This window comes from Bosea sp. PAMC 26642 (assembly GCF_001562255.1).
In the GTDB taxonomy this organism is placed as follows: Bacteria; Pseudomonadota; Alphaproteobacteria; order Rhizobiales; family Beijerinckiaceae; genus Allobosea.
The window spans coordinates 4,775,951-4,799,009 of record NZ_CP014301.1; the positions used below are offsets into that span (position 1 = coordinate 4,775,951).

Sequence of the window (23,059 nt, forward strand, 5' to 3'; positions counted from 1 at the left end):
TATCGGCGTCGGTGATTTGCGATCAGGGTCGAGGGAAACAACACATGACGTTGCGCTGGAAGTCGTTCGCCGTTGCCGCCGCGCTCCTTGCCGGAAGCTCGCTCGCCGGAATGCCGACGGCCCAGGCGCAGACGACGATGAAGGTCGTGATGCACTCCGACGTAAAGATCGTCGATCCGATCTGGACCACGGCCTATATCGTCCGCAACCACGGCTACATGATCTACGACACCCTCTTCGCGCTCGACGATAAGGGCGAGGTCAAGCCGCAGATGGTCGAGACCTTCACGGAATCGCCCGACAAGCTGACCTACAAGTTCACTTTGCGAGATGGCTTGCTCTGGCATGACGGCAAGCCCGTCACCTCCGAGGATTGCATCGCCTCGATCAAGCGGTGGTCGGCGCGCGACCCGATCGGACAGAAATTGATGACCTTCGTCGACGGCATCACCGCCGACGATGCGCGCAGCTTTACCGTCAAGCTCAAATCGTCGACGGGCCTGCTGATCTTCGGCCTCGGCAAACCGTCCTCGAACGTGCCGTTCATGATGCCCAAGCGCGTCGCCGAGACCGATCCGAACACGCAGATCTCGGAGTTCATCGGCTCGGGGCCGTTCGTTCTGAAGACCGACGAATGGAAGCCCGGCGACAAGATCGTCTACACCAAGTTCAAGGACTACAAGCCGCGCGCCGAACCAGCCTCGGGCCTGGCCGGCGGCAAGGTCGCCAAGATCGACCGGATCGAATGGCTCGCTGTCTCCGACCAGCAGCAGGCGGTCAACGCGCTCCTCGCCGGCGAAATCGACATGATCGAGCAGCCCTCCTTCGACCTGATCCCCCTGCTCAAGGCCGACAAGGCGATCAAGCTGATCGACTATAACCCGCTCGGATTGCAGTACACGCTGCGCCCCAACCACACGATCAAGCCCTTCGACAATCCCAAGATCCGCCAAGCGCTGACCTATGCGCTGAATCAGAAGGACTTCCTTGAGGCGGTGGTCGGCAATCCCGACTACTACAAGACCTGCAAGGCCATGTTCATCTGCGGTTCGCCGATGGCGAGCGAGAAGGGCATGGACGGGCTGCTCGAATCCAACTTCAACAAGTCGAAGGAGTTGCTGAAGGAAGCGGGCTATGACGGCACGCCGGTCGTGCTGCTGCATTCGACCGATCTGCAGACCCTGACCAATCTGGCGCCCGTCGCCAAGCAGCTGATGGAGAAGGGCGGCTTCAAGGTCGACATGCAGTCCTCGGACTGGCAGTCCGTCGTGGCGAGGCGCGTGCGCAAGACGCCCGTCGCGGACGGTGGCTGGAACGCGATGTTGACCGCCTGGGTGTCCGCCGACGTGCTCAATCCCGTCATGGCCGGCTTCTTCAATGCGAGCTGCGACAAGGCCGCCTTCGGCTGGCCTTGCGACGAGCAGATGGAAAAGCTGCGTGACGACTTCGCCCGCGAGACCGACCCGGCCAAGCAGAAGGCCATTACCGAGGCCGTGCAGATGCGCTGGCGCGAAGTCGTGACTCACGTCCATCTCGGCCAGTACACGGTGCCGATCGCAACGCGCCAGAACATCAGCGGCATCCTGACCGCTGCCGCGCCCGTGTTCTGGAATCTGGAGAAGAAATAGCCGTCGCGGTCAAAAGCCCATGCTCGGCTACATCCTGCGCCGCCTGCTCGCGACGATCCCGGTCCTGTTGATCGTCGCCGTGCTGGTCTTCCTGATGCTGCGGATGACGCCGGGCGATCCGGCTGCCGTCATTGCCGGCGACAACGCCAGCACGGCGCAGATCGCGGCGATCCGGGCAAAATTGGGTCTCGATCAGCCGATCATCGCGCAATTCGCGATCTGGGCCGGCAACCTGCTGCAGGGCAATCTCGGCGAGAGCTTCTTTTTCAAGAAGACCATCGGCGAACTGATTCTGGGGCGTATCGAGCCGACCTTGTCGCTCGCCGTCTTCACCATGGCCATCGCGATCTGCGTCGCGATCCCGCTCGGAGTGCTCGCGGCCTACAAGCACGGCTCCTGGATCGACCGCGTCGTGATGGGCTTCTCGGTGCTGGGCTTTTCCGTCCCGGTCTTCGTTATCGGCTATCTCCTGATCTATGTTTTCGCGATCACGCTCGGCTGGTTCCCGGTCCAGGGTTATCAGCCAATCTCCGCGGGCTTCGGTGGCTTCATCCAGCGCCTGACCCTGCCGGCAGTGACGCTGTCGGTGATCTACATCGCCCTGATCGCCCGCATGACGCGCGCCAGCGTGCTCGAAGTCCTCAGCGAGGACTACATCCGCACCGCCCGCGCCAAGGGGCAGGTCGAGCGCAAGATCCTGTTCCGGCACGCCCTCAAGAACGCCGCCGTGCCGATCGTCACCGTGGTCGGCATCGGCATCGCCCTTCTCATCGGCGGCGTCGTCGTTACCGAGAGCGTCTTTGCGATACCGGGGCTCGGCCGGCTCACTGTCGATGCGGTGCTTGCCCGCGACTATCCGACGATCCAGGCGGTGATCCTGCTGTTCTCGGTGGTCTATGTCGCGGTCAATCTCGGCATCGATCTGGTCTATTGCCTGTTCGACCCGAGGATCCGCTATTGAGCGCCGAACCCAGCATCATCGCGCCGGTGTTGCCGGAGCGCGCCCGCCCCGGATCGCAGGTGCTCTATCGGCTGCTGCGCAACCCGGCGGTCATGATCGGCGGTGCGGTGCTGCTGGTCATGGCGCTGATCGGCCTGCTCGCGCCCTTCCTCGGCACGCTCGACCCCGCCGCGATCAATCCGGTCTCGCGTAACAAGGTGCCGGGCTTCGAACGCACGATCAGGGCCGATGACGGCACGAGCACGGTCTTCAAGCATCGAATGGGTACGGATTCGCTCGGTCGCGACGTCTACAGCCGCGTCGTCTATGGCGCCCGCGTCTCGCTGCTCATCGCCGTCTCGGTCGCGACCGTCAGCATCTCGATCGGCCTCGTGCTCGGGCTGATCGCCGGCTATATCCGCCCGCTCGACGCCGTCATCATGCGTGTCATGGACGGGCTGATGGCTATACCCGCGATCCTGCTCGCCATCGCCGTCGTCTCGCTGTTCCGCGCCGGGCTTGCCGCCGTCATCGTCGCGATCATCGTGCCGGAGATTCCGCGCGTCGTTCGGCTCGTGCGCTCGATCGTCCTGTCGGTGCGCGAGGAGCCTTATGTCGAGGCGGCGATCATGCAGGGTACGCGGCTGCCGACCCTGATGGTGCGCCACATCCTGCCCAACACCATCGCCCCGCTGATCGTGCAGGCGACCTTCATCGCCGCCTCCGCCATCCTGGTCGAAGCGATCCTGTCCTTCCTCGGCATCGGCATTCCTCCGGAGGTGCCGACCTGGGGCAATATCATGGCCGAGGGCCGCAACGTCTTTCGCGTCTTCCCGCACAACATTCTGTATCCCGGCATCTTCCTCGGCTTGACGGTGCTGGCGGTGAACATGCTGGGCGACGGTCTGCGCGACACCCTCGATCCCAAGATGGCCGGCCGATGAGCGCCGACACGCCAAAGGTTCTCGATGTTCAGGGCCTGAGCATCAGCCTGCCCGGCGGCGGCGATCGTGCTTTCGCCGTCGAGAACGTCTCCTTCAGCGTCGGTGCCGGCGAGATCGTCTGCGTGGTCGGCGAATCCGGCTCCGGCAAGTCGGTCACCGCCTTCTCGGTCATGGGCCTGCTGGCCAAGGCGCTCCGCCCCATCTCGGGCCAGATCCTGCTGGAGGGCGAGGACGTTCTGGCCGCCACGCCGCAGCGCCTGCGCGCCTTGCGCGGCGCCCGTATGGGCATGGTCTTCCAGGAGCCGATGACGGCGCTGAACCCGGTCCTGACGATCGGCGACCAGATCGAGGAGGTGCTGCGCATCCACACCGATCTCGGCGCAGCCGAGCGGCGCGCCAAGGTGCTGAGCTTCATGGAGGCGATGCGCCTGCCTGATCCGGAGCGCATCCATGCCTCATATCCGCACCAGATCTCCGGCGGCCAGCGCCAGCGCGTCATGATCGCGGCAGCGCTGGTGCTCGATCCCGCCTTGCTTATCGCCGACGAGCCGACCACGGCGCTCGACGTGACGACGCAGGCCCAGATCCTGAAGCTGATCAAGGAACTGCAGGGCAGGCGGGGCACCGGCGTGCTCTTCATCACTCATGACTTCGGCGTCGTCGCCGAGATCGCCGACAAGGTCGTGGTCATGGAGAAAGGGCTGGTCGTCGAGCAGGGCCCGGCCGCGCAGGTGCTCAACGCGCCGCGCCATCCTTACACCCGCATGCTGATCGGCGCCGTGCCGAGTCTGAAGCCCGCCGATCGCAAGCCGGTGACGGGCGCGATCGCGCTGGAGACGGTCGGCCTGGGCAAGACTTATCGCAGTTCCGCACTGTTCAGGAAGGACCGCGAAGTCCGTGCCGCCGAAGCGGTCGACATCAAAGTCCATCGCGGCGAGACCGTCGGCATCGTCGGCGAATCCGGCTCCGGCAAGACCACGGTGGCGCGCTGCATCGCCCGTCTGATGCCGCCCTCGCAGGGCGCGATCCTGGTGCCAGAAATCGACATCGCCATGCTGCCGGAGCGGCGGCTGCGGCCCTATCGCCGCAAGATCCAGGTCGTCTTCCAGGATCCGTTCCGCTCGCTCAACCCGCGCCGGACCGTCGGCGATTCGATCATCGAGGGGCCGATGAACTTCGGCCTGAAGCAGGCTCAGGCGATGGAACGCGCGCGCGATCTGATGGGCCTTGTCGGCCTTCAACCCTCGGCGCTGGAGCGCTATCCGCACCAGTTCTCCGGCGGCCAGCGCCAGCGCATCGCGATCGCGCGCGCACTCGCCATGGAGCCCGAGATCCTGATCGCCGACGAGGCGGTCTCGGCGCTCGACGTCTCGGTTCAGCGCCAGGTGCTGAACCTGCTGGCCGACGTGCAGGACCGCTTCAACCTCGCCATCCTCTTCATCACCCATGATCTGCGCGTCGCCGCCCAGATCTGCGACCGCATCGTGGTGATGGAAAAGGGCGTCATCGTCGAGCAGGGCGTGACGCGGGACGTTTTCTCGGCACCGTCGCACGGCTATACCCGTGCTCTGATCGACGCCGCGCCAGGGCGCGACTTCGGCACCGGGACGCCGTAGAACAGATCGGCGCACCCGCCTGCGCCATCCAACGCGACCGAAGAGAACCTGCCATGACCACTGCCGAGCCCGCACGCGCACTGCCTTATCGCACCCAGAACTGGACCGTCACGAAACCGTCCGCGCAGGGTCGCAACGGCATCGTGGTCTCGCAGAATCGCGAGGCGGCGGAAGCCGGCGCCGCGATCCTGGAAGCCGGCGGCAACGCGGCCGACGCCGCGGTCGCTGCGGCCTTCGCACTGGCGGCTGTCGAGCCCTGGAACAGCGGGCTCGGGGGCATCGGCTTCGCCGTCGTCCTGAAGGGCGGCGAGACCCGCGCGAAAGTCGTGGACTTCGGCCCCGTCGCGCCGCACCGCGCCGACCCGGCCGACTACCCCCTGACCGGCGAGATGAAGAAGGACCTCTTCACCTGGCCGGAGGTCGTGGACGACCGCAACATCCATGGTCCGCTTTCCTTCTGCATCCCGTCCTCCGTCGCCGGCTATGCCAGGCTGAAGGAGGATTTCGGAACCGGCCTGCCGCTCGCGGACCTGCTCGCGCCGGCGATTGCGCTGGCGAGGCGTGGCCTGGCGCAGGACTGGTACACCACACTGAAGATCGCCTCCTCGGCCTCGGTGCTGCGGCTCTATGAGGAAAGCGCGCGGATCTATCTGCCGGGCGGCCTGCCGCCGGTGCCGCCCTATCAGGGCATGCCGGGTTTCCGGCCGTTGGGGCGCCTCGCCGATACGCTCGAACGGCTGGCCAAGGCTGGGCTGCAGGACTTCTATACGGGCGAGACGGCCCGACTGCTGGCAGCCGATATCGCCGCCGCCGGTGGCGTCGTCGACGAAGCCGATCTTGCAGCCTGCGAGGCGACGGTGCGGGACGCGCCGGTGATCGACTGGCGCGGGACGCATCTCCTGCACACGGCCGGCGGGCTCACGGCGGCCCCAACGCTGGCGCAGGTCGTCGCCGGCATGGACGACGCCCCGCTCGCGGCCGGCGGCCCCGGGGCTGACTGGTTCGCGCAGCTTTCGCGTGTGATGCGTGAGGCTTACGACAACCGGCTTTCGGGTCTCGGCGCGGCAAGCCCCACCCCGGAATCGGCCGATACCTGCACCACCCATCTCACTGTCGTCGATCGCGAGGGCAATCTCGTCGCGGTGACGACGACGCTGCTCTCCTCGATGGGCAGCCGCTATGTGTTGCCGCAGACCGGCATCCTGATGAACAACGGGATGATGTGGTTCGATCCGCGTCCCGGCAGCGCCAACGCGATCGCGCCTGGCGCCCGCCCCCTCTGCAACATGTGCCCGGTGATCGTCACGCCGAAAGACGGCTCCTGGCCTCGCATGGCGGCCGGCGCTTCGGGCGGCCGCCGCATCCTTGCCAGCGTCTACCAGATGCTGGCCTGGACCCTGGATTTCGGCATGGATGTCGGCGCCGCCTCGCACCAGCCCCGCATCGACGTCTCGGGCCCGGACTCGACCACCGCCGATTTCCGTCTGCCCGACGACGTGCTGTCGGCGCTGGAACAGGCCGGCCCGCTCGCCGTGGTGGAGCATGGCGTACTGCCGATCAACTTCGCCTGCCCCAACATCATCCGCGTCGATCGCGATGGCGCGCAGGGTTGCAGCGACGTGATCTCGCCCTGGTCGGCGGCAGTGGCGGCCAAGGCTTGAGGGCTCTCAGTCCCGGGCGTCGGCCCGCTTTTCGACGATCTCATGCTGCCCGATGGCCCGTTCGAGCCCATCGGGCCCGCGCACGCGATACTGATTCTCCGCATTGTCGCGCACCGGCATCATCCGCAGGACCTCGAAGGGACCGACCCTGGCCTGATTGGCGAAGTCCGGCGTCAGCTGGACCATGTCGCCGGCTTTGTAGGAGAGCGTGGCCATGATTTGTCCTCGATGGAAAATGCGCACTGGCGCGCGTGACCCCGATTCTCGTCGAACCTAGCGTCCCGAGAAATCCGCCGCCGTCAGGCGATGATAACTTGCCCGATGCCGTGAATAGGCGGCGGTCGCGGCTTTCAGGATCGTGTCGCGGTTCCGGTCGAAGGCGTCGAGCGCCTCCGGCCCGCTGTCGCCCGCGCCGTGCCCGAGTTTGCGAAGCGCGTCGAGATCGACCTGAAAGGCGATTTCGAGCGAGGCATCCGAGCCCCAGAAGCTGACGCAGGCGCGCCCTGCATCAAAGCTGCGGACAGGATTGGGAAAGTTGAGCGCCATGATGATCCCGTCCGAAGCCAATCAACCGCAATAACGGTTTGCTCTCGACGACCGCATTTTGCACATGGGGAGCCGGTTCGTGATTGTAAGGCCCGTCCGCCAATAAGCCGTGGTGGCCGCGAGCCAGCGCGAGCCCAACACGCTTTCCCACAATCGGATAAGGTGAGACGAAAGCGACCGCGCGCTTTATGCGGATTTGAAGCCGCGGGCACGGTCATCGGGGCGGATGCGCGTTACGGCTCGACAACGTCGGCTTTTGGCCCATCGCCCTCGACACGCCTGCAGACGCTGCGCGTAAAACGCTCGATCTCGGCCAACGCCTCGTCGAGCGTGGGGAAGGGACCGCGCTTCATCGACTCCATCGTCTTGAGCGCCTGTCCTGCCGGCTGGATCCTGAATTCGCCTTCTGGTTCTTCAGTGACGTGCCCCATCGAGCGTCCGAGCAGGTCGGTGAGCAGCCAGGCAGTCTCACCGGCCTTCGGCGTGACGTCGATGTCCATGATGGTTCTCCAACATCAGGTGTCGCTCAGGGAAGCGGGAGCTACGAAGATTTGCCCGGCTTCGGCTTGGGCAGAGCGGCGGCTTCGCGGTCGAGCGCCTCCTTTTGCATGCGCTCGGCTCTCAGCCTGATCGTGTTGGCGTCGCGTGCCTGCGCCAGCGTCTCGGTCTCGGACAGGATCCGGTCGCGCACCAGCGAGCGCGTCTGCGTCCGCAGGAAGGCATTGTCGGCATCGACGCGCAGCTTCGATTTTTCGGCCATGGCCTACCCTTGCGTGAATGCGCAAGCAGCTGCGCCCGACATGAAAAAGGCCAGGCGTGAGCCCGGCCTTCCTGTGGAATTCGTCCTCATCGTCGATGCCAGTACATCCGTGGTCACCGAAAGAGGATGAGCGCCGATTACGCCGCCTGAAGCTGCTCGGCAGCCATCTTGCCCGACTTGTTGTCGCGGACCATTTCGAAGCTGAGCTTCTGGCCCTCGACGAGTTCGCGCATACCAGCGCGCTCGACGGCGGAGATGTGGACGAAAGCGTCCTGGCTGCCGTCATCGGGCTGGATGAAGCCGAAACCCTTGGTGGAATTGAACCATTTCACTGTGCCGGTGGTCATGAAGAACCCTCCTTTTTGGCAGTACCTGTCGGCCACCGAGCGACTGCGCGGTGGGTTCAGAACGATTTTCGAAAGGGGGGAGTTCGTCAGAAGCGCGCCAAAGCGCGGAAACAACAACGGCCGTCCAAGCAAATATCGACAGGACCATTGATAGATTAACGCCCGCGCCATGTCAATCGAAAGTTTGGAACGGCAGTGGGATCGCGCCAAAATTGCAGTCCGTTTATCTGTTCGTCGTTGTCCCGCAGCGGGCGCCACACCTGTCAAGACTTGCCGCAAGCATCGCGAAAGGCTGGGCGATCAACCTGCGCTGACAGGTCGATCCCGCCTGCGGATGCCGTTGAAGGAACGACCCGCGCGCGCCTGGAACATTCGCCGCGCTCCTCGCTTTGAGGATTGGAGGTATCGAGATGGAAACCCAGTCGGACGAGGCCCGCATTGAACGCCTTGCCAGAGCGATGTGCCGCGCCGCGCGGCGAAATCCCGACGAGCGTCTGCTGGATCCAGACGGTGGTTCGGTCGCTTTTCCCACCCGCTTCTCCGCCGAGGACATGACGATTCCAGCCTGGGTTCAGTTTCGCGCCGGCGCGGAACGGTTCGTGGCGATGCATCGGTCTTCGGTCGAGCCGCTCTGAGCGGTATCGTCGCTGGTCAGTGCCTGATATGGGCTCAGCCGTAGGCCGCTGGTTTCCCTCCGAGCGTCCCGGCGGCAGCAGGTACGCGATCGCCGGGGCGCTTGCAGGGCACCGTCGCCCGCAGCCGCTGGTTTTTGTGCCTGCTCAATCGTCCAATATGGAGCCGCTTTTGCAACGATAGCCGATGAAACAGGCCGGTACGTCACGGCTCGGCACCCAAGCGGGGTCAAGGCTCTCGTCGAGTTGGCAGAAGCTGCGGTCGTTGACGAAGCGGTCATAGGTGAACCCGCCCGTTCCCAGGACGATGGCGCCATTCGCCGCCACGCTCCGTCGGTTGGCATCGCAGGACCTTTCTACTGTCGAGGGACGGGGTTGGCTGGCAGCGACCTCTGCAAGGAGCGTGAGGGCTGCGGCAAGTACGACACCGCTCTTCATCGTCGTCTCTCCATCGTTCAGGACCAGGACTATGGGTGGTATCCGTTTTGCCGACGTTTTACCCTGCGTCGGTGAGATCAGTCTGGGTCAGCCTGGGCCATGCGCTACGAAGGTCAGGCTGGCGACGTAAATCTGCGCTCCGGCCTCGTCCCGCACAATCACGCCGAAATCCAGATGCTCGCTGTTCGGCAGCTTTTCGCGCACCATGTCCGACAGCGCCCGCTGGGCTTCGTCGCGAGCAGCCGCTTCGTCGGGTAGATCGACGCCGGACGTGTCGAGATCGACCGAGCCATCGTCATGCGTATCGAAGAAGAACCTCGCCATCGACATGAAATGTCTGGCGCAATGCTCGGTTCCGGGAAGAGGCGAATTTGGTTGCATTCGCGGACTTCCGCGAAGCGGGTCGCGTCATTTCCTGAGATGGAGATAGGTCGGATCGAACTCTCCCAATTCGCACAGGCTGTTCCAGTCCAGCACTTTCATCCGCCGCGCCCTGATCTCGATCAGCCCGCTCTTGCGCAGTGCTTTCAGCGTCTTGTTGGTATGCACCGTCGAGAGGCCAAGGGCGTCGCCGATCTCGGTCTGCGTCATCGGGAGTTCAAAGACGAGACCGTCCGAAAGGCCGACGACACGCGTCTTCGTTGCGAATTCGCATAGGAGATGCGCCAGCCGGCTCTGCGCAGGCCGGCGGCCGATGCCGACCATCCATTCGCGGAAGACCGCCGCGTCGATCAGGGCTTCGCGCCAGAAGGCTTCTGCGATGCGATAGGAGGATCTGGTCAGCTGCAGCACGGCCTCATGCGGGATGAAGCCGACGCGGGAGGGGGAAAGAGTGCCGAGGGAGTGATCCATCACCTCGATATGGAGCGAATGCAGATCGGGAATGTCACCCGGCACATGCAGCGACAGGATTTGCCTGTTGCCGTTTTCAACCGTCTTGTAGCGGCAGAGCAGGCCGTCCAGAACGAGACAGCAATGCCGCGTGCGGTTCCCTTCGCTGATGATGTCGGTATTGCCGTCATAGTGCCTGATCGTGACCGGGAGCGCGAGTAGACTCTCCTTGTCCTGCGCCGACAGGTCGGAAATGCTTTCCATTTTCCGAAGCAAGGCGTGCAGATGCTCGGCTTCAGCCATGCCGATTTTCCTGATGAGAGACGATTCGATGAGTCTGAGCAGTGAGGTATCGTCGGCACAAACGCAATATCTCGCCGATCAGGGCCGATGGGTTCTCGATGCCTGTAGCCTGCGCGGCGATAGGGTTACAGAATGCATCAGCTGAACGAACAGGACTGATGATGCGCAAAGCCCGTATTCTGGTGATCAACCCCAATTCGAACGAGGTCGTCACGGAGGGGCTTCGCCTCGCTTTGGCACCGCTCGCCTTCTCCGATGGGCCGGAGATCATCTGCGAGAGCCTGCGCGACGGCCCCATCGGCATCGAGACGCAGGAGCATGTCGATAGCGTCGCGATCCCTCTACGGCGCCGTATCGAGGCCGCCGACGGCGTCGATGCCTTCGTCATCGCCTGCTATTCGGATCCGGGCCTTCATGTCGCGCGCGAAGGAACGACGAGCCCCGTCTTTGGGATCGCCGAATGCGGCGTATTGACTGCGCTGACGCGGGCCGATCGCTTCGGCGTCATTGCGATCAAATCACGCTCAATTCCACGCCACCTCCGCTATTTGCGCCAGATAGGCCTGATGGACCGGCTGGCCGGCGAACGGGCGCTGGAGATGTCTGTCGCCGAGAGCGCCGCGGGTGAGAACACGCTCGACCGGATGATCGCGATCGGTAAGGAGTTGAAGGAGCAGGACGGCGCCGGCGTCGTGATCATGGGCTGCGCCGGCATGGCCCGCCATCGCGCGCCGCTGGAGCAGGCGCTCGGTATACCGGTAATCGACCCGACGCAGGCCGCCGTCGCGATGGCCATCGGGACGCTGGCGGTAAGATGACGGCAAGGATATCTGAAAGCTCGCTTTCACCGTTCGGCCTGCTGCCCACCATGCTCCACTGGAGAAGACGATGACGACCCAGCCCTATGATCTGGTCATTCGCGGCGGGGTCGTGGGGACCGCTTCAGGCAGCTTTTCCGCCGATGTGGCAGTGCGGGACGGGAAGATCGCGGCAGTCGGCACAGGGCTCGCGCAGGGCATCCGGGAAATCGACGCCACGGGCAAGCTCGTGCTTCCCGGTGGCATCGATACCCACGCCCATGTCGAGCAGGTCTCCGCCGGCGGCCTGCTCAACGCCGATACCTTCGAGAGCGCCACGACCTCGGCAGCCTTCGGCGGCAACACGACGCTGATCTCCTTTGCCGCACAGCATCGCGGGCTCGATCTGCGCAAGGTCGTCGATGATTATGCGGTGCTGGCGGAGCGCGGCGCGCTGATCGACTACGCCTTCCACATGATCGTCGCCAACCCCGACCGGAAGACGATCGAGACCGACCTGCCGGCGCTGATCAGGGAAGGCCATGCCTCGATCAAGGTCTTCATGACCTACGACCTGATCAAGGTCGATGACGAACCGCTGCTCGATCTGATGCTGACCGCACGTGAGAACGGCGCGCTGATCTGCGTCCATGCCGAGAACCATGGCATGATCTCATGGATGGGCCGCAAACTGGTCGAGCGCGGTTATACGGCGCCGAAATATCACGCCATCAGCCATCCGCGCGGTTCGGAAGCGGAGGCCTTCACCCGTCTGATCGCGCAGGCCGAACTGATCGACCAGCCGATCATGATCTTCCATGTCTCGACGAAGGAAGGCGCGGCCGTCGTGCGTCATGCGCGCGGGCAGGGGCTGAAGGTCTTCGCAGAGACCTGTCCGCAATATCTGTTCCTGACACGTCACGATCTCGACAAGCCGGGGATGGAAGGCGCGAAATGGATGTGCTCGCCGCCGCCGCGCGAAGTCGCTGATCAGGATGCGCTGTGGCGTGCCCTGGCGCTGGGCGACATTCAAACCGTCTCGTCCGATCACGCACCCTATCGTTTCGACGAGACCGGCAAGCTCTCGGCCGGCCCGAATGCCACCTTCAAGCAAATCGCCAATGGTTTGCCGGGGTTGGAAACACGGCTGCCGCTGCTCTTCGACGCTCTGGTCTCGAAAGGCCGCCCGGAATTCGCCGGCCGCGGTCTCGACGCCTTCGTCGAATTGACTGCGACCGCGCCGGCAAAGATCTACAACCTGCCGGGCAAGGGCGCGATCCAGCCGGGCTACGATGCCGATATCGCGATTTGGGATCCTGATCGCGCGGTGACGATTACCGACGCGGCGATGCACGACCTGACGGGCTTTACCCCCTTCGCCGGCCGCGAGGTCACGGGCTGGCCGCAGCATGTGCTGGTACGGGGTCAGGATGTCGTTGCGGACGGCGAGCTCAAGGCCGCGCCGGGCTCGGGCAAGTGGCTGGGCCGGACCGGCGGCCCGGCAGCGGAGCCGACGGGCAGGCTCGCCAGCGACATGGACCCGGCCTCGAATTTCGGCGCGCATATCCTGTAACGGCTGCCGCGACGAAGCTCGGAAGCGTGCCATTAGCAAGAGCTCTGCTCAGAGCCCGCAGATCAGCGATAGACCTTGGTCTTGCACGCGTTTTCTGCAAATCGACCAACCGCCGTGACGGTGAACTTCCCGGCATCATAGACACCGAAAAACCGGCGTTCTTCGCCAAGATGGCCGGATCGGAGCCGGCGTGCAGTGACGCCGCAAACGAATAATTTGGTCGGTCCGGCCTCGCATCGCGCGAAAATAACGCCGGTGACGGTGCTGGCGGGTTCGCCGGCATCGGCGCGGGCAGCGCGATCGACGATGGAATGCGGCTGTCCTCGCAGCGGAAACGGCGCACGGTCGCAATCATCGGCGCTCTGAGCCGCTGCTCCGCCGGAGGTACAAGCGGCGGCGGCAAGGAAGAGAATCCTTGTCAGGCGCTGCATTGGACCAACTCCCAGCAATGGACGGCGGACACGCTTACCAGACCGGCAATTTTCATCATCCTCACCATACGGCAGATAGGCGATGGCGCGCTTCGATGGCAAGTACGAATCGCCGCCACGTCGCAGAGCGGAACGTTCGCCTGACGCCGCAGGTCGATCTGCTCACCTCATCCCCTTCAGCGCGGCTGCGATCCGATCGGCGGCCTCGTCCAGCGCCCGGTCGTTGTCTTCCGCTGTCTGTCCGGGTTCCCGGGCCTCGAACCTCAGTGAGGCATCATAGATTTTGGCATGGTCTGCATTCTCGACCTCGACCTTGAAGTCGGCACGCTCGCCATCCGGCAGATGCTCGTCGGCGATGTCGACAAGGGCACGTTGAGCCGCGTTCTTCGCAGCGCGTTCATTTGGGAAATCGAGACCCTCGTCATCGATATCGACGCTGCTGCTGTCATGAGTGGTGAAAAAGAACCTGGGCATTACTCCGCACTCCGATTGCTCGTGTGAAACGGCGACCGGCTGCTGCATGTTCCCGCCAATCGTCGCTGGTCACGTCCTCCTCCCGCCGCCATCCACGGCACACGCCCGGCTGGGGGCCGGGCTCGTCCGAAGCGGAGGTCTGAACCGCCCGAAGAGCCCTTGCGATCGGGGACGGCCCGGCGCATGGTCGGATTGCTGGACCGACCCCGACCAGTGGCTTTGCCCGGCGGTGGACCCAATGCCAGCGAAAGACGCATGACCATGCCTGACCATTTGGTCAACGACATCAAGGTCGGCGACCTCGTGATGCTGTCCTTTAGTTTCTCGGACAGATCCGGGGCAGGGTACTATGAGATCCTGCGCATTCTCCCTCCCGCGATGGATGGCGAGTTGCAATATCGGGTTCGCGGTGACGATGGCCGTGAACGGGCGATTGGTCTCAAGCAGATTCACCGGACGTCGCCCCGCCCGTGACGGGTGGGTTCGTTGAGCGAAACAGCGAGTAGCGAAGCTCTCGGCCCTTGACCTTACCATGATGGGAAGCACCATATCTCCGGTCACATGAGCTGGAGAGACGTCATGGCGACCGGAACCACCCGAGAGCAGGCCGAGACGCGAACGCTGCACCTCGACATCCCCGTCGCCGGCATGAGCTGCGCTTCCTGCGTCGGCCGTGTCGAGCGTGCCGTCGCCGCAGTCGAGGGCGTCGAGGCGGTCACGGTCAATCTCGCGACCGGGCGTGCCCATGTCACGTTGTCCTCGGCCAAGGCCGATCGGGCCGCCATCGTCGCGGCGATCCGCAAGGCGGGCTACGAGCCGGGCGAGCGCGTGGTCGAACTCGCCGTCGCGGATATGAGCTGTGCGTCTTGTGTCGGCCGTGTCGAGAAAGCGCTCAAGGCCGTGCCGGGCGTCCTCGACGCCAGCGTCAATCTCGCGACCGGGCGGGCTTCCGTCCGCGTTCTCGATGGCGGGGACATGGCGTCCACGTTGGCTGAGGCCGCGCGCGCTGCCGGCTACGCGGCCGAAGTCGTGGCGGCCGGGACCGATGCCGCCGATCGTGAGCAGCAGGCGCGCGAGGCCGAGCAGGCGAGCCTGCGCCGTGCGGTCATCATTGCGGCGATAGCGACCGTACCGCTGCTTCTCTTTGAGATGGGCATCCATCTCTCCGGGACGCTGCACCATGCCCTGGCCGAGCAGATCGGCGATTTCAATATCAAGCTGCTCTCGTTCCTGCTGGCCAGCTTCGTGCAGTTCGGCCCAGGCCTGCGCTTTCTGCGGAAGGGCTGGCCCGCTTTGCTGCGCGGTGCACCCGACATGAACTCGCTGGTCATGCTCGGAACCAGCGCCGCTTATCTCTATTCTACCGCAGCCACCTTCGCGCCGGGCTGGCTACCCGAAGGCACGGCCTACACCTATTTCGAGGCCGGAGCGGTCATCGTCACGTTGATCCTGACCGGGCGCTGGTTCGAGGCGCGCGCCAGGGGCAGGACCAGCGAGGCAATCCGCCGCCTGATGTCGCTGCAGGCGAAATCCGCCCGCGTCATGCGCGGCGGCACCGAGATCGATATGCCGATCTCGGGCGTCGTGCCAGGTGATGTGGTCATCGTCCGTCCCGGCGAGCGCATTCCTGTCGATGGCGAGGTCCTCGACGGCGTTTCCTATGTCGACGAGGCGATGGTCACGGGCGAGCCCGTCCCTGCGCACAAGCAGCCGGGCTCGCCCGTCACCGGCGGCACCGTCAATGGCACCGGCGCCTTTCGGTTCGCGGCGCGCAAGGTCGGCGCCGACACGCTGCTCGCCCAGATCGTCCGCACTGTCGAGGCCGCGCAGGCCTCGAAACTGCCGATCCAGGCGCTGGTCGACAGGATCACCATGTGGTTCGTCCCGGCAGTGATCGCATTGGCCTTGCTGACCTTCGTGGCCTGGTTCGCACTCGGGCCGAGCCCATCCCTCTCCTTCGCATTGGTCAATGCGGTTGCGGTGTTGATCATCGCCTGCCCCTGCGCGATGGGCCTCGCAACCCCGACCTCGATCATGGTCGGAACCGGCAAGGCCGCCGAAATGGGCATCCTGTTTCGCCAAGGGGACGCGTTGCAGGCGTTGAGGGATGCCAGGGTCGTGGCGCTGGACAAGACCGGCACTCTGACCAGAGGAAGGCCGGAACTGACCGACATTTCGGTTGCGCCGGGTTTTGCGGAGGACGAGGTTCTGCGCCTCGTCGCCTCGGTCGAGGCGCGCTCCGAGCATCCGGTCGCCGCGGCGATCGTCGCGGAGGCAGGGCGGAGAGGCCTGGTGCTCGCGCCGCCGGTGGAATTCGCGGCCGAACCCGGGTTCGGCGTCAGGGCCGGGATCGAGGGACATGCCGTCGAGGTCGGCGCCGACAGGCTGATGATACGGCTCGGGCTCGATCTCTCCGACTTCGCCGACATGGCGCAGCGCCTCGGCGCAGCTGGCAAGACCCCGCTCTATGCCGCGATCGACGGCAGGCTCGCCGCGATCATCGCCGTCGCCGATCCGCTCAAGGAGACGACGCCCGCCGCCATCGCAGCCCTGCACGGACTTGGCCTGCGGGTGGTCATGATCACCGGCGACAACAGGGCGACCGCGACGGCGATCGCCGCCCGGCTCGGCATCGACGAGGTCGTGGCCGAGGTTCTGCCCACCGGCAAGGCCGAGGTGGTCAGGCGTCTGCAGGAAGGCGGAGTGAGGGTCGCTTTCGTCGGAGACGGCATCAACGATGCGCCAGCGCTGGCGCAGGCTGATGTCGGCCTCGCCATCGGGACCGGAACGGACATCGCCATCGAAAGCGCGGACGTCGTCCTGATGTCGGGCGACCTAAACGGCGTCGTGAAAGCGATCGCGCTGTCGCAGGCGACGATCGCCAATATCCGCCAGAACCTGGTCTGGGCGTTCGGCTATAATGTCGTGCTCATTCCTTTCGCGGCCGGCGCGCTTTATCCGGCTTTCGGCATCCTGATGTCGCCGATGGTCGCCGGTCTGGCCATGGCGCTTTCGAGCGTCAGCGTACTCGGCAATGCGCTGCGGCTGAGGCGCTTCGGTGGAGCGGCGCTCATGACGTCGCCGCGGGCTCCGGCGGCAAAGCTGGCCCCGGCTGAATAAACCGCAGGTCCGGATCGCAAGGAGGAGGCCGATCGATGAACATTGGACAGGCCGCCATGGCCTCGAACGTGACCGCCAAGATGATCCGTTATTACGAGAGCATCGGGCTGATCACCGCCCCGGCTCGCACGCAGGCCAACTACCGCGTCTATTCTCACGAGGACATCCATGCCTTGCGCTTCGTCAAGAGAGCGCGGACTCTGGGCTTCTCGATCGAGGAGGTGCGCGAATTGCTCGCGCTGTGGCGGGACAAGAGCCGCGCGAGTGCCGATGTGAAGAGTGTTGCGATGAAGCATGTCCACGATCTGCGGACCAAGATCTCCGAGCTCGAGGCGATGGCGAGCACGCTTTCGAATCTCGCGGGAAATTGTCACGGCGACGATCGCCCGGACTGTCCGATCCTCGCCGATCTGGCCGAGTTTTGATAGGCCCATGGCCGGTGGTCAGCTTGCGCTGGCTTGGTCGATCGTCATCCTGACCGGCAGCAAGCCGCCGACCGCTGCGAGGTCTCAGAAGCCGTGCAGGGCTCCGCCGTCGGGTTCCTGCGCCGCTTTTTTCAGCTTCTGCGCATTGGTGCCCGCCAGCGTCACCCTGGCGCCGGCAGCGACGAAGCAGCGTGCGATGCCCAGACCCAGGCCGCTGCCGCCTCCGGTCACGAGCGCGTGGTGGCCAGTCAGGAAAAAATGCCGAGCGGGTTGGCTTGGATCACGAACGGTCTCCGACATCGATTAGGATTTTCGTGTAGGCGCCAGGGTCTGCATCCCAGTCGATCATCGCCTGGGCGGCCTGCGCCAGCGGCGCGACGCGAGTCACGATCAGGTCGCCGATCTGTGGATGCGCGCGCAGATAGGCGATGACATCGTGGAAATCACGCAGCTCCGCGCCCCGCGAGCCTCGGATGTCGATCTCCTTCATCACGAAAAATCGCGTCTCGTAGGCCACGGGGTTCTTGGCATAGCCGACATAGACGACGCGACCGCATTGCGCGGCGAAATCGACTGCCTGCCGAAACGTCTCCTCCGCCCCCACCGCCTCGATCACGACAGGGGCGCCTTCATTGTTCGTCAGCGCGGCGATCCGGTCCGCGACATCCTCCTGTGAAGCATCGACGACGTGCTGGACGCCAAGCCGCTTCGCCGTTGCGAGCTTCTGCGCACTGAGATCGACGGCGATGACCGTTCCGCCGCGATCCAGAACGCCCAGCGCGGCGCCGAGTCCGATGACGCCGCACCCCAGCACGACGACGGTATCCTCGGATGTGACCTCCGCACGCCGCGCGGCGTGGAAGCCGACAGCCAGCGGTTCGATCAGCGTCACGTCTCGCGCGGGCATTCCGTCGACCGGGATCACCTTACCGACGGGCAGGCAGATCCTTTCGGTCAGCGCGCCCTCACGCTGCACGCCAAGGGTCTGGTTGTTCAGACACGCATTGGGCCGCCCGATGCGGCAGGCGCGGCAGTGGCCGCAGTTGAAATAGGGCAGCACCGTCACGCGCTGTCCGGGAACGAGCGCTCCGGTGCCGGAGGCGCCGAGCGACGCGATCGTGCCCGAAATCTCGTGTCCGGGCACGCGCGGATAAGCGACCAGCGGGTTCTTGCCCCGGAAGCTGTTCAGGTCCGAGCCGCAATAGCCGATGAAATCGATCCGAACCTCGGCTTCTCCGGGGCCCGGCAGGCCGGCGGCCCGTTCGGTGAAGGACACCGAGCCGGGGCGGTCGATGGACAGGGCTTTCATCATCTCACCTTCACGATCTTGATGGTCATGCGATCGACGTCGTCTCTATCCTCGATGCCCTGATCGAGTCAGCGCAGGCGGTTTCGCCTGCGTGGGCGAGCGGGATCTCGAGGTTCGGCTGCGTTCGCACCCACGGCCCATTCAAGGCTCTTGTGTCTCGCCGAGCTGCGAGCGCCTGACATTTTCGAGCGCGTTGTCCCGGCTGTGCAGAAGGTGCAGGCGCAAGGCGTCCCGCGCCTGGTCGGGCGAGCCGGCCTTCAGTGCATCGAGAATGTCGCGGTGCTCGTCGGCCGAGCGGCTGTAGTCGCCGGCCAGATAGACGAACACCGTGTGGGTCTGACCGAGGATCCGCTGATGCCATTCGCAGACCAGCCGGTTGCCCGCAGCCGTCATCAGCGCGCTATGGAACTTGCGGTCGTGGACCAGCGCCGTTGTGACGTCGTCGAGCGTGCCGCGCTGCGCATGGAATTTGTGGGTATCGAGGCAGCGCGACAACTCGGCAAGCAGCCCGGAACTGACCGCCCGCTTGTCGAAGAGCTGGCCGATGGCGTTCAGCTCGATCAGCATCCGCGCTTCGTACAACTCCTTGACATCGGCGAACGTGAACCGGCGCACCACCGCGCCCTTGCGCATCGGGGAGACGACGAGCCCATCTGCCTCAAGCCGAAGCAAGGCCTCCTTGATCGGCGTCTGGCTGATCGCAAGGTTGACTGCCAGTTCTTCAGGCAGGAGCCGCATTCCGCCTGGGAGGGTGCCCGACAGGATGCGTGATCGCAGTTCCCCATAGGCCTGATCGGACAAGGTGGCGCGGACGACGGAGCTCATGCGGCCATGATCGCAGCGCTCGTAAAAAATGCAATATGGAAAATAAAAAATTTTCTATTTTATTTCTCACGAGCACTGAATATGGTTGGTCCCCGGAGAACGACGATGACAAGCGACCCACGCGCAGGTTCTGCCCGGCTTGGGGCGTTATTCTCCAGTCCGCGCCATGAGCGCACCCTCAGCATTCTTACTCAATCGCTGCGCTGAGTTGGCCCATCCCGTTTCAGAAACTTCAAGGCGTCCCATGAAGATCGTAGCCGTTGAGCCATTCATCCTGCACCTGCCGCTGACGCAGAGTTCGATCTCGGACTCCACCCACAGCATCACCCACTGGGGCGTCGTCGGCACGCGTATCCGGACGGATAATGGGCTCGAGGGCTACGGCTTCACCGGCACCCATGCCCATCTTGCATCTGATCGCCTGATCACCTCGTGCATCGCAACCTCCTATGCGCCTTTGCTGATCGGCGAAGATGCCAACGACCGTTCGCGGCTCTGGACGAAGCTCGCCCGCTACCCGGCGCTGCAATGGGTCGGGCGCGCCGGCATCACCCATCTGGCGCTCGCGGCCGTCGATGTCGCCCTGTGGGATCTCGCGGCGAAGCAGGCGGGGCTGCCGCTCTGGAAGTTCCTCGGCGGCCAGGGCGTCAAGACGCTGGAAGCCTACAACACCGATATCGGCTGGTTGTCCTTTTCAAAGGAAGACCTGATTTCGGGAGCCCAGAAGGCCGTCGAGACCGACGGCTTCACGCGCATCAAGGTCAAGGTCGGCCATGACGATCCCAATGTCGACATCGATCGCCTCGCCGCCGTCCGCAAGGCGATCGGTCCAGGCGTGCGCATGGCGATCGACGGCAACGGCAAATGGGATCTGCCGACCTGTATGCGGTTCTGCGCGCAGGCCGAGCCCCTCGACATCTTCTGGTTCGAGGAGCCGCTATGGTACGACGATGTGGCGGGCCATGCCGCTCTTGCACGCTCGACCTCGATCCCGGTCGCGCTCGGCGAACAGCTTTACACGCTCGATGCCTTCAAGACGTTCCTCGCAGCCGGCGCGCTGACCTATGTCCAGCCCGACGTCACGAGACTCGCGGGCATCACCGAATACATCCAGGTCGCCGACCTCGCCCATGCGTATCGCCTGCCGGTCGTGCCCCATGCCGGGGAGATGAGCCAGGTCCATGTGCACCTGTCCTACTGGCACCCGGCCTCGACGATCCTCGAATACATTCCCTGGATCAAGGACCATTTCCAGGAGCCGATCCGGGTCGAGGGCGGCGTTTATGCCCTGCCGCAGCAGCCAGGCGCCGGAACCACGCCGCTTCCGGCCAGTTTCGAGCGGCACGGCAAGAGCATCTGACCCTACCCATAACAATCGCACCGCCGGCGCGAGACCGGCGGGCGCAACCAAAGGGAGAAAAATCGCCGTACTTCTGCGTACATCCCGCGGAGTGGCAGCCGTCAGGCTGCCCTCCTCACTGCATCGAAGGGGATCTCGATATCGACCGCGAGGATCGAGACCTGAGGCCCGCGTTCCATCTTGACGCTGACCTTGTCGTAATCGATCTGCATGTGCTTCGAGATGGCGCGCAGGATTTCGTCTCGCAGTTTGGCGACGAGATCGGAATCGCCGACCGACGCGCGCTCGTGTGCGAGCAGGACCTTGAGCCGCTCGCGGGCGGCAGGCGCCGACTGGGAGCGGGCAAAAAAGCGACGGAAGTTCATGCCGCTTTCCTTCCGAAGATCTTGCCGAAGAAACCCCGCTTTTCACCCGGGATCATGATCGGCAGGTTCTCGCCCTTGAGCCGACGCGCAGCCTCGAAATAGGCGATCGCCGGAGCGCTGCGTTCGTCAGCCAAAGTGACCGGCGAGCCGATATTCGACGCGCGCAGCACATCCATGCTTTCGGGGATGATTCCGAGCAGCGGTATCGACAGGATTTCGAGGACGTCGTCGACCTTCAGCATATCGCCGCGCTCGGCGCGGGCCGCGTCGTAGCGGGTGAGAAGCAGGTGTTTCTCCATGTGCTCGCCGTTCTCGGCCCTGAGTGTCTTGGAATCGAGCAAGCCGATGATGCGGTCGGAATCGCGCACCGAAGAGACTTCCGGGTTGGTCACGACGATGGCCGCATCCGCATGGCGCATGGCAAGCGTGGCGCCGCGCTCGATACCGGCCGGGCTGTCGCAGATAACCCAGTCGAAGACGCTCTTCAGGGCGGCGATGACCTTCTCGACGCCCTCGGGTGTGAGGTTGTCCTTGTCGCGCGTCTGCGAAGCCGGAAGCAGATAGAGCGTCTCCAGCCGTTTGTCGCGGATCAGCGCCTGCGTCAGCTTGGCTTCGCCCTGGATCACGTTGACGAGGTCGTAGACGACCCGTCTCTCGGCCCCCATCACCAGATCGAGATTGCGCAGGCCGACATCGAAATCCACGACCACGACCTTGTCGCCGTCATGCGCAAGCGCAGCCCCCAATGCTGCGGAAGACGTTGTCTTTCCGACGCCGCCCTTGCCCGATGTGACCACGATGACCTTGCCCATTGACCTCTCCCGTTTGTTTCGAACCGCCGTGCTCAGGCGAGTGATCCGACCTTGAATGTTTCGCCTTCGAGCCAGATCTGGACGGCCTTGCCGCGCAGACCGGGCTCCATGTCCTCGGCCGTCTTGTAGAAGCCATCGATGGCGAGCAGCTCCGCTTCGAGCTTGCTGCAGAAGATGCGTGCGGACGCATTGCCCATCGTGCCTGCCAGCGCGCGTCCCCGGAGCGTGCCGTAGACGTGGATCGAGCCTCCCGCGACGATTTCCGCGCCGGATGCGACCGAGCCGATGATGGTCACGTCGCCATCGGGAAAGAAGAGTGACTGGCCCGAACGTACGGGCTGGGTCACGATGATCGAGGGTATGCTTTTGGCCGGCAGCGGGTCGCTTGGGATGATGCTCTCGGGAACGAGCGGATCCCGCGTTGGTGATTCCTGCGCGGGCTCGGTTCTCGGAGGCTCGACATCCGAGGTCTCGCGCCCGCCCGACATCGCCGGCGGCAGGTCGGCGCCGAGCATCGAGGCGCGGGCGCCTTCGATGCCCATGATCCGGACATTGCGCGCGGTCAACTTGCCGACGAGATCGCGAAGCTCGGCGCGGTCGATGTCGATGCCGGCGATATCGAGGACGACCGGACGCCTCAGGAAGAATCCGGCCGACAGCGCGGCCAGATCATCGAGCCGCACGAGCCAGTCCTCGATGGGAAGCTCAGGCGTCAGCGTCAGTGCAAGGTAGGATCGCCCCTTGAGGCGGATCGGCCTGGGTTTTGTTAACACGTCGGTCATCTTGGTAAATTTTCGGTTGTTTTTGGTGTACCGAGCCATGGTTAACGAGTGGTAAATCACCTGGGTATCTTCCGTGGATTATCGGGCCGCTGGCTGCCACGAAGCGTCGGCGTCCCGTCCCCCAAAAATCCCAAATAGGA

Annotated in this window: 28 protein-coding genes; 11 read left to right on the forward strand and 17 right to left on the reverse strand. The window is 64.5% G+C overall.

Annotated features, from left to right (window positions below; genetic code table 11):
- Window positions 1-44: 44 nt before the first annotated feature.
- From AXW83_RS22870 to AXW83_RS22890, 5 genes are read left to right on the forward strand one after another with little or no spacing between them, the layout of a single operon-like run.
- Window positions 45-1,628 (forward strand): ABC transporter substrate-binding protein, encoded by a 1,584-nt coding sequence (locus AXW83_RS22870; RefSeq protein ID WP_066617768.1) that lies wholly within the window; start codon window positions 45-47, stop codon window positions 1,626-1,628.
- Window positions 1,629-1,647: 19 nt separating this feature from the next.
- Entirely contained in the window at window positions 1,648-2,589 is a 942-nt protein-coding gene (locus AXW83_RS22875) for an ABC transporter permease (RefSeq protein WP_066617769.1), read from the forward strand.
- Window positions 2,586-3,512 carry an ABC transporter permease gene (locus AXW83_RS22880; RefSeq protein WP_236841745.1) on the forward strand — a complete coding sequence of 309 codons (927 nt, stop codon included), beginning with the start codon at window positions 2,586-2,588 and terminating at the stop codon, window positions 3,510-3,512. Before AXW83_RS22875 ends, AXW83_RS22880 begins: the two co-directional genes overlap by 4 nt.
- Window positions 3,509-5,128 (forward strand): ABC transporter ATP-binding protein, encoded by a 1,620-nt coding sequence (locus AXW83_RS22885; RefSeq protein WP_066617773.1) that lies wholly within the window; start codon window positions 3,509-3,511, stop codon window positions 5,126-5,128. The genes AXW83_RS22880 and AXW83_RS22885 overlap by 4 nt, the downstream gene beginning before the upstream one ends.
- Before the next feature lie 53 nt (window positions 5,129-5,181).
- Window positions 5,182-6,789 carry a gamma-glutamyltransferase gene (locus tag AXW83_RS22890; protein WP_066617774.1) on the forward strand — a complete coding sequence of 536 codons (1,608 nt, stop codon included), beginning with the start codon at window positions 5,182-5,184 and terminating at the stop codon, window positions 6,787-6,789.
- 6 nt (window positions 6,790-6,795) lie between these two features.
- Here AXW83_RS22890 and AXW83_RS22895 read toward each other — a convergent pair whose 3' ends face one another.
- From AXW83_RS22895 to AXW83_RS22935, 9 genes are all read right to left on the reverse strand, one after another.
- Window positions 6,796-7,005: a hypothetical protein gene (locus AXW83_RS22895; protein ID WP_066617777.1), complete on the reverse strand. Its 210-nt coding sequence runs from the start codon at window positions 7,003-7,005 to the stop codon at window positions 6,796-6,798.
- A 57-nt stretch (window positions 7,006-7,062) separates the two neighbouring features.
- Complete coding sequence (locus tag AXW83_RS22900) at window positions 7,063-7,335, reverse strand: DUF1488 family protein (protein ID WP_082767543.1); 273 nt, start codon at window positions 7,333-7,335, stop codon at window positions 7,063-7,065.
- 233 nt (window positions 7,336-7,568) lie between these two features.
- Window positions 7,569-7,835, reverse strand: coding sequence for a hypothetical protein (locus AXW83_RS22905; protein ID WP_066617780.1), 267 nt, complete (start codon window positions 7,833-7,835; stop codon window positions 7,569-7,571).
- Between the two features lie 41 nt (window positions 7,836-7,876).
- The gene (locus AXW83_RS22910; protein WP_066617783.1) at window positions 7,877-8,095 is read right to left on the reverse strand and encodes a hypothetical protein; all 219 of its coding nucleotides are present in this window, start codon (window positions 8,093-8,095) and stop codon (window positions 7,877-7,879) included.
- Between the two features lie 137 nt (window positions 8,096-8,232).
- Complete coding sequence (locus tag AXW83_RS22915; RefSeq protein ID WP_066617786.1) at window positions 8,233-8,442, reverse strand: cold-shock protein; 210 nt, start codon at window positions 8,440-8,442, stop codon at window positions 8,233-8,235.
- 263 nt (window positions 8,443-8,705) lie between these two features.
- Complete coding sequence (locus AXW83_RS27335) at window positions 8,706-9,053, reverse strand: hypothetical protein (protein WP_156640326.1); 348 nt, start codon at window positions 9,051-9,053, stop codon at window positions 8,706-8,708.
- Between the two features lie 168 nt (window positions 9,054-9,221).
- Entirely contained in the window at window positions 9,222-9,512 is a 291-nt protein-coding gene (locus AXW83_RS22925; protein ID WP_066617790.1) for a hypothetical protein, read from the reverse strand.
- A gap of 87 nt (window positions 9,513-9,599) precedes the next feature.
- Window positions 9,600-9,842 carry a DUF6894 family protein gene (locus AXW83_RS22930; protein WP_066617797.1) on the reverse strand — a complete coding sequence of 81 codons (243 nt, stop codon included), beginning with the start codon at window positions 9,840-9,842 and terminating at the stop codon, window positions 9,600-9,602.
- 78 nt (window positions 9,843-9,920) lie between these two features.
- Window positions 9,921-10,646: a Crp/Fnr family transcriptional regulator gene (locus AXW83_RS22935; RefSeq protein ID WP_066617800.1), complete on the reverse strand. Its 726-nt coding sequence runs from the start codon at window positions 10,644-10,646 to the stop codon at window positions 9,921-9,923.
- A gap of 161 nt (window positions 10,647-10,807) precedes the next feature.
- On the opposite strand from AXW83_RS22935, the gene AXW83_RS22940 reads away from it, so the two are divergent.
- Window positions 10,808-11,464 carry an aspartate/glutamate racemase family protein gene (locus AXW83_RS22940; RefSeq protein ID WP_210179723.1) on the forward strand — a complete coding sequence of 219 codons (657 nt, stop codon included), beginning with the start codon at window positions 10,808-10,810 and terminating at the stop codon, window positions 11,462-11,464.
- Between the two features lie 70 nt (window positions 11,465-11,534).
- Entirely contained in the window at window positions 11,535-13,016 is a 1,482-nt protein-coding gene (hydA, locus tag AXW83_RS22945; RefSeq protein WP_066617803.1) for a dihydropyrimidinase, read from the forward strand.
- Between the two features lie 62 nt (window positions 13,017-13,078).
- On the opposite strand, the gene AXW83_RS22950 is transcribed toward hydA, so the two are convergent.
- Together AXW83_RS22950 and AXW83_RS22955 are read right to left on the reverse strand one after the other, a co-directional pair.
- Window positions 13,079-13,447 (reverse strand): hypothetical protein, encoded by a 369-nt coding sequence (locus tag AXW83_RS22950; protein WP_066617810.1) that lies wholly within the window; start codon window positions 13,445-13,447, stop codon window positions 13,079-13,081.
- Between the two features lie 162 nt (window positions 13,448-13,609).
- Window positions 13,610-13,969 carry a DUF6894 family protein gene (locus tag AXW83_RS22955; protein ID WP_156640328.1) on the reverse strand — a complete coding sequence of 120 codons (360 nt, stop codon included), beginning with the start codon at window positions 13,967-13,969 and terminating at the stop codon, window positions 13,610-13,612.
- A 207-nt stretch (window positions 13,970-14,176) separates the two neighbouring features.
- Here AXW83_RS22955 and AXW83_RS22960 point away from each other — a divergent pair, with 207 nt between their 5' ends.
- From AXW83_RS22960 to cueR, 3 genes are all read left to right on the forward strand, one after another.
- Window positions 14,177-14,395, forward strand: coding sequence for a hypothetical protein (locus AXW83_RS22960; protein WP_066617814.1), 219 nt, complete (start codon window positions 14,177-14,179; stop codon window positions 14,393-14,395).
- Between the two features lie 105 nt (window positions 14,396-14,500).
- On the forward strand, window positions 14,501-17,041 hold the full coding sequence (locus AXW83_RS22965) for a heavy metal translocating P-type ATPase (RefSeq protein WP_066617817.1): 2,541 nt from the start codon (window positions 14,501-14,503) through the stop codon (window positions 17,039-17,041).
- 35 nt (window positions 17,042-17,076) lie between these two features.
- Window positions 17,077-17,466 (forward strand): Cu(I)-responsive transcriptional regulator, encoded by a 390-nt coding sequence (cueR, locus tag AXW83_RS22970; protein ID WP_066617820.1) that lies wholly within the window; start codon window positions 17,077-17,079, stop codon window positions 17,464-17,466.
- A gap of 84 nt (window positions 17,467-17,550) precedes the next feature.
- On the opposite strand, the gene AXW83_RS22975 is transcribed toward cueR, so the two are convergent.
- From AXW83_RS22975 to AXW83_RS22985, 3 genes are all read right to left on the reverse strand, one after another.
- The gene (locus tag AXW83_RS22975) at window positions 17,551-17,766 is read right to left on the reverse strand and encodes an SDR family NAD(P)-dependent oxidoreductase (RefSeq protein ID WP_066617822.1); all 216 of its coding nucleotides are present in this window, start codon (window positions 17,764-17,766) and stop codon (window positions 17,551-17,553) included.
- Window positions 17,747-18,778 carry a zinc-binding alcohol dehydrogenase family protein gene (locus AXW83_RS22980; protein ID WP_082767348.1) on the reverse strand — a complete coding sequence of 344 codons (1,032 nt, stop codon included), beginning with the start codon at window positions 18,776-18,778 and terminating at the stop codon, window positions 17,747-17,749. Before AXW83_RS22980 ends, AXW83_RS22975 begins: the two co-directional genes overlap by 20 nt.
- A gap of 138 nt (window positions 18,779-18,916) precedes the next feature.
- Window positions 18,917-19,600 (reverse strand): GntR family transcriptional regulator, encoded by a 684-nt coding sequence (locus tag AXW83_RS22985; protein ID WP_066617824.1) that lies wholly within the window; start codon window positions 19,598-19,600, stop codon window positions 18,917-18,919.
- A 244-nt stretch (window positions 19,601-19,844) separates the two neighbouring features.
- Between AXW83_RS22985 and AXW83_RS22990 the strand changes: the two genes are divergently transcribed.
- Window positions 19,845-20,960 (forward strand): mandelate racemase/muconate lactonizing enzyme family protein, encoded by a 1,116-nt coding sequence (locus AXW83_RS22990; RefSeq protein WP_066617826.1) that lies wholly within the window; start codon window positions 19,845-19,847, stop codon window positions 20,958-20,960.
- A 101-nt stretch (window positions 20,961-21,061) separates the two neighbouring features.
- On the opposite strand, the gene minE is transcribed toward AXW83_RS22990, so the two are convergent.
- From minE to minC, 3 genes are read right to left on the reverse strand one after another with little or no spacing between them, the layout of a single operon-like run.
- On the reverse strand, window positions 21,062-21,325 hold the full coding sequence (minE, locus tag AXW83_RS22995) for a cell division topological specificity factor MinE (RefSeq protein ID WP_066617834.1): 264 nt from the start codon (window positions 21,323-21,325) through the stop codon (window positions 21,062-21,064).
- Window positions 21,322-22,137 (reverse strand): septum site-determining protein MinD, encoded by an 816-nt coding sequence (gene minD / locus AXW83_RS23000; RefSeq protein ID WP_066617836.1) that lies wholly within the window; start codon window positions 22,135-22,137, stop codon window positions 21,322-21,324. Before minD ends, minE begins: the two co-directional genes overlap by 4 nt.
- Before the next feature lie 32 nt (window positions 22,138-22,169).
- Window positions 22,170-22,919 (reverse strand): septum site-determining protein MinC, encoded by a 750-nt coding sequence (gene minC / locus AXW83_RS23005; protein WP_066617838.1) that lies wholly within the window; start codon window positions 22,917-22,919, stop codon window positions 22,170-22,172.
- Window positions 22,920-23,059: the final 140 nt, after the last annotated feature.

Bases quoted from the DNA above. Each gene is read 5' to 3' on its own strand.
- AXW83_RS22870 (WP_066617768.1), top strand. From the start codon at position 45: ATGACGTTGCGCTGGAAGTCGTTCGCCGTTGCCGCCGCGCTCCTTGCC.
- AXW83_RS22875 (WP_066617769.1), top strand. From the start codon at position 1,648: ATGCTCGGCTACATCCTGCGCCGCCTGCTCGCGACGATCCCGGTCCTG.
- AXW83_RS22885 (WP_066617773.1), top strand. From the start codon at position 3,509: ATGAGCGCCGACACGCCAAAGGTTCTCGATGTTCAGGGCCTGAGCATC.
- AXW83_RS22890 (WP_066617774.1), top strand. From the start codon at position 5,182: ATGACCACTGCCGAGCCCGCACGCGCACTGCCTTATCGCACCCAGAAC.
- AXW83_RS22895 (WP_066617777.1), bottom strand. From the start codon at position 7,005: ATGGCCACGCTCTCCTACAAAGCCGGCGACATGGTCCAGCTGACGCCG.
- AXW83_RS22900 (WP_082767543.1), bottom strand. From the start codon at position 7,335: ATGGCGCTCAACTTTCCCAATCCTGTCCGCAGCTTTGATGCAGGGCGC.
- AXW83_RS22905 (WP_066617780.1), bottom strand. From the start codon at position 7,835: ATGGACATCGACGTCACGCCGAAGGCCGGTGAGACTGCCTGGCTGCTC.
- AXW83_RS22910 (WP_066617783.1), bottom strand. From the start codon at position 8,095: ATGGCCGAAAAATCGAAGCTGCGCGTCGATGCCGACAATGCCTTCCTG.
- AXW83_RS22915 (WP_066617786.1), bottom strand. From the start codon at position 8,442: ATGACCACCGGCACAGTGAAATGGTTCAATTCCACCAAGGGTTTCGGC.
- AXW83_RS27335 (WP_156640326.1), bottom strand. From the start codon at position 9,053: ATGCATCGCCACGAACCGTTCCGCGCCGGCGCGAAACTGAACCCAGGC.
- AXW83_RS22925 (WP_066617790.1), bottom strand. From the start codon at position 9,512: ATGAAGAGCGGTGTCGTACTTGCCGCAGCCCTCACGCTCCTTGCAGAG.
- AXW83_RS22930 (WP_066617797.1), bottom strand. From the start codon at position 9,842: ATGTCGATGGCGAGGTTCTTCTTCGATACGCATGACGATGGCTCGGTC.
- AXW83_RS22935 (WP_066617800.1), bottom strand. From the start codon at position 10,646: ATGGCTGAAGCCGAGCATCTGCACGCCTTGCTTCGGAAAATGGAAAGC.
- AXW83_RS22940 (WP_210179723.1), top strand. From the start codon at position 10,808: ATGCGCAAAGCCCGTATTCTGGTGATCAACCCCAATTCGAACGAGGTC.
- hydA (WP_066617803.1), top strand. From the start codon at position 11,535: ATGACGACCCAGCCCTATGATCTGGTCATTCGCGGCGGGGTCGTGGGG.
- AXW83_RS22950 (WP_066617810.1), bottom strand. From the start codon at position 13,447: ATGCAGCGCCTGACAAGGATTCTCTTCCTTGCCGCCGCCGCTTGTACC.
- AXW83_RS22955 (WP_156640328.1), bottom strand. From the start codon at position 13,969: ATGCAGCAGCCGGTCGCCGTTTCACACGAGCAATCGGAGTGCGGAGTA.
- AXW83_RS22960 (WP_066617814.1), top strand. From the start codon at position 14,177: ATGACCATGCCTGACCATTTGGTCAACGACATCAAGGTCGGCGACCTC.
- AXW83_RS22965 (WP_066617817.1), top strand. From the start codon at position 14,501: ATGGCGACCGGAACCACCCGAGAGCAGGCCGAGACGCGAACGCTGCAC.
- cueR (WP_066617820.1), top strand. From the start codon at position 17,077: ATGAACATTGGACAGGCCGCCATGGCCTCGAACGTGACCGCCAAGATG.
- AXW83_RS22975 (WP_066617822.1), bottom strand. From the start codon at position 17,766: ATGTCGGAGACCGTTCGTGATCCAAGCCAACCCGCTCGGCATTTTTTC.
- AXW83_RS22980 (WP_082767348.1), bottom strand. From the start codon at position 18,778: ATGATGAAAGCCCTGTCCATCGACCGCCCCGGCTCGGTGTCCTTCACC.
- AXW83_RS22985 (WP_066617824.1), bottom strand. From the start codon at position 19,600: ATGAGCTCCGTCGTCCGCGCCACCTTGTCCGATCAGGCCTATGGGGAA.
- AXW83_RS22990 (WP_066617826.1), top strand. From the start codon at position 19,845: ATGAAGATCGTAGCCGTTGAGCCATTCATCCTGCACCTGCCGCTGACG.
- minE (WP_066617834.1), bottom strand. From the start codon at position 21,325: ATGAACTTCCGTCGCTTTTTTGCCCGCTCCCAGTCGGCGCCTGCCGCC.
- minD (WP_066617836.1), bottom strand. From the start codon at position 22,137: ATGGGCAAGGTCATCGTGGTCACATCGGGCAAGGGCGGCGTCGGAAAG.
- minC (WP_066617838.1), bottom strand. From the start codon at position 22,919: ATGACCGACGTGTTAACAAAACCCAGGCCGATCCGCCTCAAGGGGCGA.